At 70.8% G+C, this 12,701-nt stretch carries 10 protein-coding genes; 7 read left to right on the top strand and 3 right to left on the bottom strand.

Features of this window, described 5'->3' with window-relative positions; all coding sequences use genetic code 11:
- Positions 1–191: 191 nt before the first annotated feature.
- Both AC07AZ_RS00955 and AC07AZ_RS00950 read right to left on the bottom strand, forming a co-directional pair.
- On the bottom strand, positions 192–404 hold the full coding sequence (locus AC07AZ_RS00955) for a DUF4287 domain-containing protein (protein ID WP_478842390.1): 213 nt from the start codon (positions 402–404) through the stop codon (positions 192–194).
- A 260-nt stretch (positions 405–664) separates the two neighbouring features.
- Positions 665–1,057, bottom strand: a complete 393-nt coding sequence (locus AC07AZ_RS00950; protein WP_478842388.1) for an ANTAR domain-containing protein — start codon at positions 1,055–1,057, stop codon at positions 665–667.
- Between the two features lie 1,211 nt (positions 1,058–2,268).
- Here AC07AZ_RS00950 and AC07AZ_RS00945 point away from each other — a divergent pair.
- The 5 genes from AC07AZ_RS00945 to AC07AZ_RS00925 all read left to right on the top strand — a co-directional run bounded on the left by AC07AZ_RS00945 (position 2,269) and on the right by AC07AZ_RS00925 (position 9,543).
- Positions 2,269–6,345 carry a beta-galactosidase gene (locus tag AC07AZ_RS00945; RefSeq protein ID WP_478842386.1) on the top strand — a complete coding sequence of 1,359 codons (4,077 nt, stop codon included), beginning with the start codon at positions 2,269–2,271 and terminating at the stop codon, positions 6,343–6,345.
- Positions 6,346–6,389: 44 nt separating this feature from the next.
- On the top strand, positions 6,390–6,692 hold the full coding sequence (locus AC07AZ_RS00940) for a transposase (protein ID WP_478842384.1): 303 nt from the start codon (positions 6,390–6,392) through the stop codon (positions 6,690–6,692).
- A 32-nt stretch (positions 6,693–6,724) separates the two neighbouring features.
- Positions 6,725–8,026 carry a bifunctional 3-oxoadipate enol-lactonase/4-carboxymuconolactone decarboxylase PcaDC gene (gene pcaDC / locus AC07AZ_RS00935; protein WP_478842382.1) on the top strand — a complete coding sequence of 434 codons (1,302 nt, stop codon included), beginning with the start codon at positions 6,725–6,727 and terminating at the stop codon, positions 8,024–8,026.
- 64 nt (positions 8,027–8,090) lie between these two features.
- On the top strand, positions 8,091–8,726 hold the full coding sequence (locus AC07AZ_RS00930) for an MBL fold metallo-hydrolase (RefSeq protein ID WP_478842380.1): 636 nt from the start codon (positions 8,091–8,093) through the stop codon (positions 8,724–8,726).
- A 37-nt stretch (positions 8,727–8,763) separates the two neighbouring features.
- Positions 8,764–9,543 carry an exodeoxyribonuclease III gene (locus tag AC07AZ_RS00925; RefSeq protein ID WP_478842378.1) on the top strand — a complete coding sequence of 260 codons (780 nt, stop codon included), beginning with the start codon at positions 8,764–8,766 and terminating at the stop codon, positions 9,541–9,543.
- 199 nt (positions 9,544–9,742) lie between these two features.
- Here AC07AZ_RS00925 and AC07AZ_RS00920 read toward each other — a convergent pair whose 3' ends face one another.
- Entirely contained in the window at positions 9,743–11,566 is a 1,824-nt protein-coding gene (locus tag AC07AZ_RS00920; protein ID WP_478842376.1) for an SGNH/GDSL hydrolase family protein, read from the bottom strand.
- 174 nt (positions 11,567–11,740) lie between these two features.
- Here AC07AZ_RS00920 and AC07AZ_RS00915 point away from each other — a divergent pair, with 174 nt between their 5' ends.
- The gene (locus tag AC07AZ_RS00915) at positions 11,741–12,148 is read left to right on the top strand and encodes a DUF6278 family protein (protein WP_478842374.1); all 408 of its coding nucleotides are present in this window, start codon (positions 11,741–11,743) and stop codon (positions 12,146–12,148) included.
- A 147-nt stretch (positions 12,149–12,295) separates the two neighbouring features.
- The gene (locus AC07AZ_RS00910) at positions 12,296–12,664 is read left to right on the top strand and encodes a hypothetical protein (RefSeq protein ID WP_478842372.1); all 369 of its coding nucleotides are present in this window, start codon (positions 12,296–12,298) and stop codon (positions 12,662–12,664) included.
- Positions 12,665–12,701: the final 37 nt, after the last annotated feature.

Below are 12,701 nucleotides of genomic sequence, written 5' to 3'. Positions count from 1 at the left end.
GTGAGGCTGACTGCGGAGTCGACGCGGTGGAGCAGGGCCTGTCCCTGATGCTCCGCCGTCACCCATGCGCGGTCCGTGCAACAGGACGAGGGCAGGCCCCGACCCACTCCGGTCACGACACGAGAGCGCACCCCGTCGTTGACGAGGCGCGCTCGGAGCACCCCATGCCATGTGCTCCCATGCGTGGCAGCTCAGTTGCCGGACTGCTCGGCGAGGGTGTGCGCGACGAGGGCATTGGCGTGACCGTGACCCAGCCCGTGCTCGGCCTTGAGCCAGTTCACGAGTTCCATGTGCTTGGGCAGAGGGGAGGAGCGGATCAGTTCCTTCCACTCCGCAATCGGCCGACCGTACTTCTTCTCGATGGAAGGGAAGTAGCTGGCAGGGCCCTTCGCGGTGGCGGTCATGGCAGTCGTCCTGTCTGTCCGTTGCGTTGCTTCGGTGTTGTCGATGGTATGACCGAGGGGCACGAACGGAGTCATCGTCCGATCAGGGTGCGCTGCGTCACACCTCCTGTTCGCCGATGGGCGGGGGGCCGCTTCGCCAGTGCCCGCTGAACGGCGTCGGGCGACTGTGCCGCCGTGGCGCCGGTCGCTTCGCGGCGGGCGGCCAGTGTGGCGCGGGCGCGCTATTCCCGGATGTCGGCTGCGTGCATCATGACTTCTCCTTACCTGGACGACCTGCCGGGCCGCCGCGTGTTGCACTGCTGGCTCTGTGCGTGAAAGTCGCGCAGCGTACGTCGCAGTGCCCGCTGCATCCGGCCCGGGAGCGGCTTGCCCTCCCAGGCGGCGACCATGGCCGCGGCCACCTCGGGGAGTTTGGTGTCGCAGTGCCGTGAGACGTTCACGAGCAGACCCCTGGCCGCCCCGCGGGTGCAGGGGGTCAGGACCATGACCATGCCGCGGGCCTGGTCGATGACCGCGCGGCCGGCCAGCGCCCGCCGCAGCTGATCGTTCTGGGCGCGCAGGACCTCGACGTCCTCTCCCGTCGCCGGGTTCCCCCACGTGGCCTCCGCCCGCAGGTTCCACCAGTCCTCCTGGAGCACGGTTGTACGTGGCATGGTGTACCTCTCAACTGGCTGAATGGGTCCGGTCTGGTGGAAGCGGTTCCGCAACCCTCCTGGTTGCCGGTCCCCTTCACGGGTCACCGGCGGTGTTCGCGGTCCCGACGGTCCTCGCGCCCCCAACGCGCCTGGTGCTGGCGGCTGTAGCGGCGGTCCCCGCGTTCCTGACGATCCCGCCGCTCCCCGTAGTCCCGGTATGCCGCTGGACCGCCACCGCCGCCGCCACGATCGCGGCCGTGGCGGCGGCGAAGACGTGCAACGCGGCGGCCGGCCACCGGAACGGGTGAAGGAAATCGAGGCCGAACAGGGCCACGATCAGGCTGAGAAGCAGAACGAACACAGTGGGCCTCCCCGGGAGCTGGAGACAGCATCGATACCGGGGACCGGGGTTCACTCAACAGCGTAGTCCTGAAGGAAGGTTGTGGATACCGTGCGAGGTCAGCGCACCCCCCGGGACAGGATCGCTGCCTGACACCTGTCGGGGAACCGACGCGAGAGCCAGCGCGCGAGTTGCTTCACGTACCTCGCGAACAACGGGGTGCCGGATCACCTCCTGGCCCGGTGGGCAGGGCACACCAACGTCAGGACCACGAAGCGCTGGTAGGTGAAGCCGGATGTGGAGGATCTTCGTCCGGCCGCGGATACGTGGGGAGGTCTGGCGAGCTACCCCGCCCCCGCTCACGAAGAGAGTGCGAGATGGGGGAGCGCGAGCGGGTGAGTTTGAAGAACGTCGAAACCTTGCAATACCGCTTTGACGGGCCAGAACAGGCTCCGGTCCTGGTCCTGGGATGCTCCCTCGCTGCCACATGGCACATGTCGTGGAAACCGTCCAAGGGCGCCCAGTTGACCCATGGTGGGGGCGTAGGTCCAGGTCAGACTTATGGACCTGCCGGCCGAAAGTGCTTTGTCGAAGGCGGTATGTGAGACGGCGCTCGGCCGTGGCTGCGCGCAAGCCGGGCAACCAGCCCTGCGTGCAGGGTATTTGCAGCCCCGCCCTTCTCATCTGTCCTTTCCCGCCCCATTGTGTTGAGCCTTGTGCGGCCCTACTGTTCGACTTTGCCTGAGTCTGTTTGGTACTGATCATTCGGGCCGTATGGAGGGCCGCAGTGCGGGGTAATCAGATCAGTTCAGAAGGTACGAGGCCCGGCCGGGGGAGACGGTGGAGGGCGGTCCTCGCGACCGCCGCGACCATCGCCCTGGCCGCGGGCATGAGCGCGCCCACCGCGGCGGCGCGGGACGTCGGCGCACAGGCGCCCGCCGCCGCGCCCGCCGTCAGTCCGCGGGCGCACACGGTGAGTATCGACGGCTACTCGTTCCTCGTCGACGGCAAGCGGACCTACCTGTGGTCCGGCGAGTTCCACTACTTCCGGCTCCCGAGCCCGGACCTGTGGCGCGACATCTTCCAGAAGATGAAGGCCGCAGGCTTCAACTCCACGTCGCTGTACTTCGACTGGGGATACCACTCGCCGAAGCCGGGTGTGTACGACTTCAGCGGGGTGCGTGACGTCGACAAGCTGCTCGACATGGCCGAGGAGGCCGGGCTCTACGTCATCGCCCGCCCGGCGCCGTACATCAACGCGGAGGTCGACAGCGGGGGCCTGCCCGGCTGGCTGACCACCAAGGCGGGGAACAACCGCAGTGACGATCCGCGGTTCCTGAAGTACGCGGACGAATGGCTGACCCGGATCGACCGGATCATCGCCCGCCACCAACTGACCAACGGGACCGGCTCCGTCATCGCCTACCAGGTCGAGAACGAGTACTACAACGGCTCGGCCGCCGGCCACTCCTACATGAAGCACCTGGAGGACAAGGCCCGCGCCGACGGCATCACGGTCCCGCTGACCGGCAACAACAACGGCACCTTCAACTCCGGTACCGGCGCCCTGGACGTCGACGGCCCCGACTCCTACCCGCAGGGCTTCGACTGCTCGAACCCCTCGAGGTGGAACGGTGTTCCAGACCTCGGCTACGACCACCCCGCCGGCAGGCCGCTGTACTCGCCGGAGTTCCAGGGCGGCGCCTTCGACCCCTGGGGCGGGCCGGGCTACGACAAGTGCGCCCAGCTGATCAACGACCAGTTCGCCAACGTGTTCTACAAGCAGAACATAGCCGTCGGCGCCACCGCGCAGAGCTTCTACATGACCTACGGCGGCACCAACTGGGGCTGGCTGGGCATGCCGCAGAACTACACGTCCTACGACTACGGCGCCGCGATCCGCGAGAACCGCCAGCTCGACCCGAAGTACGACGAGGACAAGCTGATCGGGTACTTCACACAGTCGGTCGCACCGCTGACCAAGACCGAGACGATCAGGGCCACACCGCCCGACGACTCCGCGGTCGTGGACACCGCCCGGATGAACCCCGACACAAAGACGCAGTTCCACGTCCTGCGGCACGGCAACTCCACGTCCACCGCGGTCGACAAGACCCACATCGCGGTGGACTTCAACGCCCAGCCCTCCGCCGACACCACCTACACGTGGGACGACCCCGACTCAGCGCTGCAGTACACCGGTTCGTGGTCGCACGTGGCCGACCAGAGCTACACCGCCGGCGACTACAAGCACACCGAGTCCTTCTCCAGCAAGGCCGGTGACTCGGTCACCGTACCCTTCGACGGCACCGCGATCCGCTGGATCGGCTCGAAGACCAACAACCATGGCAATGCCGACGTCTATCTCGACGGCACCAAGGTCGCGACGGTCGACGACTCCGGCAGCGAGAACCAGGCAGTGGTCTTCCAGAAGACCGGCCTTCCGGACGGAGCGCACACCCTGAAGATCGTCGTAGACGGCGGTCACAGCTCGGGCTCCACCGACAACTACGTGGCCATCGACGCCATCGACGTGCCGACGGGTACCGCCGCCGCGCAGCCGACCTACCCGGTCGTGCCCCAGCAGCCGGGCACCGCGATCACGCTCGACGGACGCGACTCACACGTGATCGTGGCCAACTACCGGCTCGGCGAATCACAGTTGCAGTACTCGACCTCGGAGATCATGACCAGCGCGACCATCGGTGACCGGGACGTCGCCGTGCTCTACGGCGATGCGGGCAGCGACGGCGAGACCGTGCTGCGCTACGCCTCCAAGCCGACGGTGACCTCCAGTGGCGGCCCGGTCACGACAACCTGGGACGCGGCCACCGGCGACCTTCGGCTGAACTACACGCACAGGGACCTGATCCGCGTCAGCATCACCGGCAGCGGACAGCGCCCGCTCGAACTGCTCGTCGGCGACAAGGCCACGGCCAAGACCTTCTGGCGTCAGGACACAGCGGCCGGCCCTGTCCTCGTGCGCGGCAGCCACCTGCTGCGGACGGCGACCAGCCTGAACGGCGGCCGCACCCTGGCACTCACCGGCGACAACGCCGACGACAAGAACATCGAGGTGTTCACCTCCGCCCACCACATCACCTGGAACGGCCGGATCGTCGGCACCGGGGCCGGCGGCACGGGGAGCCTCGCCGGGAAGATCCCGACGGCAGCCCCGGTACACCTGCCGGCACTCACCGACTGGAAGCACAGCGAGGAGTCGCCCGAAGCGGCCCCCGGTTTCGACGACACCAGCTGGCAGGTGGCCGACAAGACGACCACCAACAGCGTCTCCGGCGTCAACGCGCCGCCGGTGCTCTACGCGGACGACTACGGCTTCCACACCGGCAACACGTGGTATCGCGGCCGCCTTCACGCCACCGGCAAGGAGACCGGCGTCCGCCTGGTCTCGGACTCCGGCGGAGGGGCGCAGGCCCTCTCCGCCTGGCTCAACGGCACCTTCCTGGGCAGCTCCACCACGGGCAGGGCCGACTTCACCTTCCCGGCCCATGTGCTCAACTCCAAGGGTGACAACGTCATTTCCGTGCTCACCGTGAACATGGGACACGAGGAGGACTACAACTCGACCAACGGCAACAAGACAGCGCGAGGACTGACGAGCGCCTCCCTCGCCGGGGCACCGCTGACCGCCGTCACGTGGCGGCTGCAGGGCGTACGCGGCGGCGAGGACCTGCGGGACACGGTGCGCGGGCCGCTCTCGACGGGCGGCCTGTACGGCGAGCGGGCCGGCTGGTCCCTGCCCGGTTACCCGGACGGCAAGTGGAAGAAGACCTCCCTTCCGACGACCGACACCCGTCCCGGGGTCTCCTGGTACCGCTCCGACGTCGCCCTGGACCTGCCGCACGGCCAGGACACGTCGCTCGGGCTGACGTTCACCGACGACCCGTCACGCAAGTACCGGGCCACGATCTTCGTGAACGGCTGGCAGGTCGGCAACTACGTCAACTACCTCGGGCCGCAGCACACGTTCCCGGTGCCGAACGGGATCCTGAACCCGAACGGCCGCAACAGCATCGCCATTGCCGTATGGAACCTGGACGGCAGCACCGGCGGCCTCGGCAAGGTGTCGCTCACCAAGTACGGCAGCTACGCCTCGTCCCTGCACGTCGCGCAGAACGACAGCCCCCGCTACGACGCCCACACGTACGCGATGCCGAAGCGACCGGGAGCGGACGTCACCCTCGACGTGCCCGACACCGCCCAGTCGGGGCGGACCTTCACGGCCGAGGCGACGGTGCGGGTACCGAAGGACAAACCGTCCGCCTCCCGGCTGACGGCCTCGCTCGCCGCGCCCGACGGCTGGGACGTGAGCGCCGTGAGCCCCGCGTCGGTCGAACGCCTGCACCCCGGCCAGTCGGCCACCTTCACCTGGAAGGTCCAGCCGCAGACGGGGAAGCTGCCGTCCGCCTCGGCACTCACCGCGACAGTCCACTACCGGCAGAACGGACGGCAGGCCACCGGCACGGACGAGCGCATCGTCGGCGCGATACCGCCTGCTCCACCGGCGGGGAAGAACGCAGTGAGCGACCTGCCGTTCTTCTCGTCCACCAATGGGTGGGGTCCGGTCGAGCGTGACACCAGCGTCGGCGAGCAGGCAGCCGGCGACGGCCGTCCGATCAGCATCGCCGGCGCGAGCTACGCCAAGGGCCTGGGCACCAACGCGGACAGCGACATCGAGCTCTATCTCGCGGGGAACTGCTCGCGGTTGACGGCCGAGGTCGGTGTGGACGACGAGACCAGCGGTGCGGGAACCGTGACGTTCTCCGTGACGGCCGACGGCAAGACATTGGTGACCACGCCGACGATCCACGGCAAACAAGCTGCCGTGCCGATCGACGTGGACGTCAGTGGCGCCCAGGTGATCGAACTCAAGGTCGGCGACGGCGGCGACGGCAACGGCAGCGACCATGGTGACTGGGGGCTGCCCACGCTGGCGTGTGGGTAGTGCCTGTCGCGCAAGCCCGGCTTCGACGGCGAGGAACCACCACGATGACCGCTCCCACGGAGCGGTCATCGTGGTGGTTCCTCGCCGTCGCTGCTCACCGGATCGGCCGGCTCTCCGAGCAGATCCGGGACGTGGACGCTGGTCTGGCCCGGCTCGTGGAATGCCATGCCCCGCAGCTGCTCGACGTGGTGGGGATCGGCCCGGACACGGCCGTCGCCTTGCTGATCACGGTGGGGGACAACCCGGAACGGCTGGACAGCGAGGCGTCGTTCGCCGCGCCGTGCGGTGTCAGCCCTGTTGAGTGCTTCCACCTGGTCAAACAGCTACGGCCGGCACCCCGCTCATAGGGGCTGTCGTGACGGATGAGAGGGTCAGGCGGGTGAGTGAGACACCGATGAACACCCTGCAATACCGCTTTGACGGGCCAGAAGACGCACCTGTCCTGATCCTCGGTCCCTCACTGGGTACCACCTGGCACATGTGGGACCGGCAGGTTCCGGAACTGGCCAAGCAGTGGCGGGTGTTCCGCTTCGACCTGCCCGGACACGGCGGCTCGCCCGCTTACCCGGCGGGGTCCGTCGGCGAACTGGCCGCCCGGCTGTTGGCCACGCTCGACGGGCTCGGGGTGCAGCGCTTCGGCTACGCGGGCTGCGCGCTCGGCGGCGCCGTCGGCGTCGAACTGGCGCTGCGCCACCCGGAGCGGCTGGCCTCGCTCGCGCTGATCGCCGCCTCGCCCCGCTTCGGCACGGCCGACGAGTTCCGGCAGCGAGGGGTGATCGTGCGGACGAACGGGCTCGACCCCATCGCCCGCAGTTCTCCCGACCGCTGGTTCACCGGCGGGTTCGCCGCCGCCCAGCCCGCGATCACCGAGTGGGCCGTGCAGATGGTCCGCACCACCGACCCCGGCTGCTACATCGCGGCCTGCGAGGCGCTCGCCTCGTTCGACGTACGGCCCGAACTCGCGCGCGTGGGCGTGCCGACCCTGGTCCTGGTCGGCTCCGACGACCAGGTCACCGGCCCGGCGGAGGCCCGCACGCTGGTCGCCGGCATCCCGGACGCCCGCCTCGCCGTCGTCCCCGGGGCCTCCCACCTGGTGCCGGTGGAGCAGCCGGCCGCCGTCAGCGATCTCCTGGTCCGGCACTTCTCCACCGCCTGGCAGCCCGCCTTCGACCACGGCACCGCGCAGATGGCGGTCCCGGCCGCTCCGGTCCAGCAGGTTCCGGCGGCCGCCCCGCCGCAGGTCGCGCCCATCGCCGAGATCGCCGCGGCCATGGCGCCGGAGCCGCGGCTCACGGGGCGGCCCGATCTGTACGACGCCGGGATCAAGGTACGGCGCGAGGTGCTCGGCGACGCGCACGTGGACCGGACGCTGGCCGAGACCGACGACTTCTCCGGGGACTTCCAGGAGTTCGTCACCCGCTACGCGTGGGGCGAGATCTGGGACCGGCCCGGCCTCGACCGCCGCACCCGCAGCTGTGTCACCCTCACCGCGCTCGTCGCGGGCGGTCACCTGGAGGAACTCGCCTTCCACACCCGGGCCGCCCTGCGCAACGGACTGACGCCCGGGGAGATCGGGGAGGTGCTGATGCAGGCGGCCGTCTACTGCGGCGTGCCGGCGGCGACCAGCGCGTTCAGGGTGGCGCAGCAGGTCGTCCGCGAGGAGACGACGCCGACCGAGTGAGGCCCCGGGCGCGAGGCCGGGGGCGGCTCGGCCCAGGACAGGGGCGAGGGGCAGGATGGGGTTCATGAAACTCACGAAGATGTCGCACGCCTGTGTCCGCCTGGAGAAGGACGGCCGGACACTGGTCCTCGACCCCGGCGGTTTCAGCGAGGCGGACGCCGCTCTCGGCGCGGACGCGATCCTCGTCACCCACGAGCACCCGGACCACTTCGACGAGGAACGGCTGCGGACCGCTCTGGAGGCCAACCCGGAGGCCGCCGTCTGGACGCTGAGGTCGGTCGCCGAGAAGCTGTCGCCGGCCTTCCCGGGGCGCGTCCACACCGTCGGCCACGGCGACACGTTCACCGCCGCCGGTTTCGACGTCCAGGTCCACGGCGAACTGCACGCCGTGATCCACCCGGACCTGCCGCGCATCACCAACGTCGGCTACCTCGTCGACGGCGGCCGCGTCTTCCACCCGGGCGACGCCCTCACCGTCCCCGACCAGCCGGTGGACACCCTGATGCTCCCGGTGATGGCCCCCTGGAGCAAGATCTCCGAGGTGATCGACTACGTCCGCGAGGTCAGGCCGCAACGTGCCTACGACATCCACGACGCCATGCTCACCGACCTCGCCCGCCCGGTCTACGACAACCAGATCGGCGCGCTCGGCGGGGCGCGGCACCTGCGGCTGGCGCCGGGGGGCTCCGCGGAGGTCTGAGACGGCGTTGTCGGACCCGCCGGGTAGGTTGTGGGGCATGCGCATCGCCACCTGGAACGTGAACTCGATCACCGCCCGCCTCCCGAGGCTGCTGGCCTGGCTGGAGAGCAGCGGTACGGACGTGCTGTGCCTCCAGGAGGCCAAGGTCGCCGAGGAGCAGTTCCCGTCCGGCCAGCTGCGCGAGCTGGGTTACGAGGCCGCGGTCCACGCGACCGGCCGGTGGAACGGCGTGGCGGTGCTCTCCCGCGTCGGCCTGGAGGACGTGGTCAAGGGCCTGCCCGGCGACCCCGGTTACGAAGGCGTCCAGGAGCCCCGGGCGGTCTCGGCGACCTGCGGCCCGGTCCGCGTCTGGTCGGTGTACGTGCCCAACGGCCGCGAGGTCGACCACCCGCACTACGCCTACAAACTCCGGTGGTTCGAGGCGCTGCGGGCCGCCGTCGCCGAGGACGCGGCGGGCAGCCGCCCGTTCGCCGTGCTGGGCGACTACAACGTGGCCCCGGCGGATGACGACGTGTACGACCGGGCCGCCTTCGAGGGCTCCACCCACGTCACCCCCGCCGAGCGTGCCGCCCTGGCCGCCCTGCGCGAGGCCGGCCTGTCCGACGTGGTCCCGCGCCCCCTCAAGTACGAGCACCCGTTCACGTACTGGGACTACCGCCAGCTCTGCTTCCCCAAGAACCGCGGCATGCGGATCGACCTGGTCTACGGCAACGCACCGTTCGCCAAGGCCGTCGGCGACGCGTTCGTGGACCGCGAGGAGCGCAAGGGCAAGGGCGCCTCCGACCACGCGCCGGTCGTGGTGGACCTGGACGTCTAGTGCCGCGGCAGGCAACGTTTGCCCGTCAGGGAGCGGCGTTCGGTGCGTGCTCTCGGTGTGCCGGCCGGAAGTCCTCGTACTGGATGTACTTGGGCTTTCGGCCGGTGCGGCGAGAGTGCGTGCCGGGCGTCGCGACGGGGCGAACGTTGCCTGCCGCGGCACTAGGACCCGCGGCACCAGGGTCGGCTGCTGGTCCGGATCAGGGCCGGGCCCGCAGCAGTTCGAGGTCCACCGACTCCGCGAGGGCGGCCAGGCCGGCGTCCCCGGGATGCAGGTGGTCCCCGCCGTCGTAGGCGGGCAGCAGGCGGGCCGGGTGGGCGGGGTCCCGCAGGACGGCGTCGAAGTCGAGCACGCCGTCGAACACGTCGGTGGCCCGGAGCCAGGCGTTCACCGCGACCCGCTCGGCGTCGACGGCGGCCGTGCAGCGGGCCTCGCCGCCGCACGGCGCGATCGTCGCGGCCAGCATCCGCAGCCCGCGCGCGTGCCCCCGCCGGGCGAGGTCCCGCAGTCCCGCGACCACCTGCGCTGCCGTCGCCGCCCAGCGCACGTCGTTGACACCCTCGAACACGACCGCCGTGCGCGCCGAGGTCTGGGCCAGGACGTCCCGGTCGAAGCGGTGCGGCGCGCTCACCCCGGACGGGCTCGTGGCCACCCCGTCACCGGGATAGGAGTCGGCGACCACACGGTTTCCCGAGATCCCCTGGTTGAGCACCCCATAGTGCGGCACCACATGCTGACTGAGCAGACGGGTGGCCAGCACATTGGGCCACCGCCGGTCGGCGTCCCGCGTGGACCCGGCGCCGTCCGTGATCGAGTCCCCGAGCAGGACCACCGACCCCGGTCCGCCGTCCACGTCCACCCCGGTCAGCAGCGGCCAGGTGGTGACCGTTCCCGGATAGGCCGCCGGGGAGCTGTCCGCCGTGTGGTCGCCCGGCTCGCTCAGATACGACCGCTGCTGCGCGAGCCGGTGGGCGGGCGCCGCCGTCACCGTCCCCGGCAGGTGGATGCTCACCAGCAGACCGGCGTCGGCGGGCACCTCGAAGGCCAGCGGATCGCTGAACACCTGTGTGCCCGCCGGGATCTCGGCGCCCGGCGCACCGCCGAAGGCCAGCGGGACCGGTGTCCCTCGCGCGGCCGCCCCCGACGCCCGCACCGCCACACTCGCGCGGCCGATCCGCACGGGTGCACCGGCGAAGGTGTTGTCGAAGCGCAGCCGTACCCGCCGTCCGCCCGCCGACGTGTGCACCACGAGCCGCAGGGTCCGGTCCGTCCACGGCCCCACGCTCTGCACACCGGACGTCCCGGCCGCCCAACTCCCGGTCCAGCCGGCCGCATCGGACCGCACCGACAGGGCGAACACGTGCAGCCCGGCGGCGCGCGGCAGCCGTACCGAGGAGACCTCGCGCCCCACGGCCAGCGGGACCGTGACGACGTACAGCCGTGCGCGCTCGGTGAGTCGGCCGCCCGGCGTGTTGACGTGGGGGAGTGCCACCGCCTTCGTCGCGAGCGGTCCGGTGCGCCAGTCGGGGGCGGTGAGCCGGTAGGCGGAGCGGGCGCCGTCCCGGTAGGAGACCGTGCCCGGGCCGCCCACCTCCGCACCGCCGGTGCCCGCCACGAGGAAGGCGAGGGCGTCGCCCGCTCCGCCGACGCGTACCTCCTGCCCGTCGGCCCGTACGTTGTCCGGTGTGCCCGGCCGGCGCAGCGGCCAGGTCAGCCGGGCCCCCTGCACGGTGAGGACACGGCCGGGCGTCCAGCCCGCGGCCGTCAGGTCCCGCGCGGACAGGGAGGCACCCGAGCCGTCGAAGTCCGCCGCGCCGGGCCGGGTGTCGTCGCTGACGGCCGTGTTGTCGAAGAGCCGCTTCAGCGGGAGTGCCACAGCTCCGGTGCCCGTCCGGGCCGGGGCGGCCGTCGCCGGGTCGAGAGAGAGGGAGAGGGAGAGGGAGACGGAAAGAGAGGAGGAGACGACGGCCGCGACCGCGGGACTCCGGACGCAGCGGCGCACGGCCGACTCCTCTCCGTTCACAGGTGGTCACCTTGACTCACGAACGCTCACAAAGCGACAAAAGGCGCAGAGAGAAGCTAAAGGTGCGTAAGTGGCACGTCAACGAGCCATGTGCCGACGCGGCGTGGCGCCGGCCGGAATCCGGAGCCTGCGCGCCTGTGGTGCGCACGGTGGTGCCAGTGACACGCTGGGGGTATGAAGATCCCTTTTCTGGGCCATCGGCGTGAGATCCCTCCGGCCCGCGACGCCGAGGGCATCGCCGAACTCCTCGCCGAGTGCGAACTGCTGCGCTCGCAGGCGTTCCGGGAGGGGGTCCGGCTCGACGACTCCGTGGACTCGCTGGAGGCGCTCGATCAGCTGGTGCCGCGCTGGCGCGACGACGAGGAGGTGCTTCCCTGGCTCGGCAACGACGCGGGCCTCTACCTCGGCACGGTCATCGTGCGTACCGTGCCGGGTGCCGCCTGGGGGCTGAGGGGCGACGGGCAGCCGGTGATCCAGCTCGACACCGGCCGGGAGTTCGACGTGGTCGCCTCCGGCCACGAGTGGGCTGCGAGCGGCGTTCCCGAGCTCTCGCAGCAGTACGCGGAAGTCGCCGAGGAGTGACATCCGGTGCCCCGAAGGTGAAGCTGTGGCCCGCAGTTCGCCGTAAATACGGCTATTGCCCGGAAAGTGCGTGTCGTTCTGTGGCCCTCGGCGGGCCCGGATAGGTTGCGGCAGCCACGACACAGCCGAAAGTGAGTGGGGCCGGGCATGGTCGTCGATCTGCTGATCGAGCTGCTGGATGTCAACAAGCACTACGGGGAGCCGCAGGTCCTGCGGGACGCCGGCCCCGCCGTCGGCGACGGGGAGGTGACCGTCGCGCGCGTGCTGGAGTCCGGCATCCCGAAGTCAGGCGCCCCCGAGCCGGACGTCCCGAAGACGGCCGCCCGAGAGGCAGACGTCCTGGAGCCCGCCGTCCTGGAGGCAGGCGTCCTGGAGTCCGGCGGTTTCCTCCCCGGCGGGTCGGCCCCAGCCCCCGCCCCGGGGACGGCCGGCGAGGTGCCGGGAGGGGGCCGACGACCGGCCCGCGGCGGCGTGACCGGGGCCGCCGCCACCCGTGCGACGGGACGCGCCCGCTGAGCGGGGGAGTGCGACCCGTGGTCCCGGCCGGCCTCGA

This window comes from Streptomyces sp. NPDC043878 (assembly GCF_056435735.1).
The sequence above is the reverse complement of the archived record's forward strand: the minus strand, read 5'-3'. Positions and strand labels throughout refer to the sequence as shown.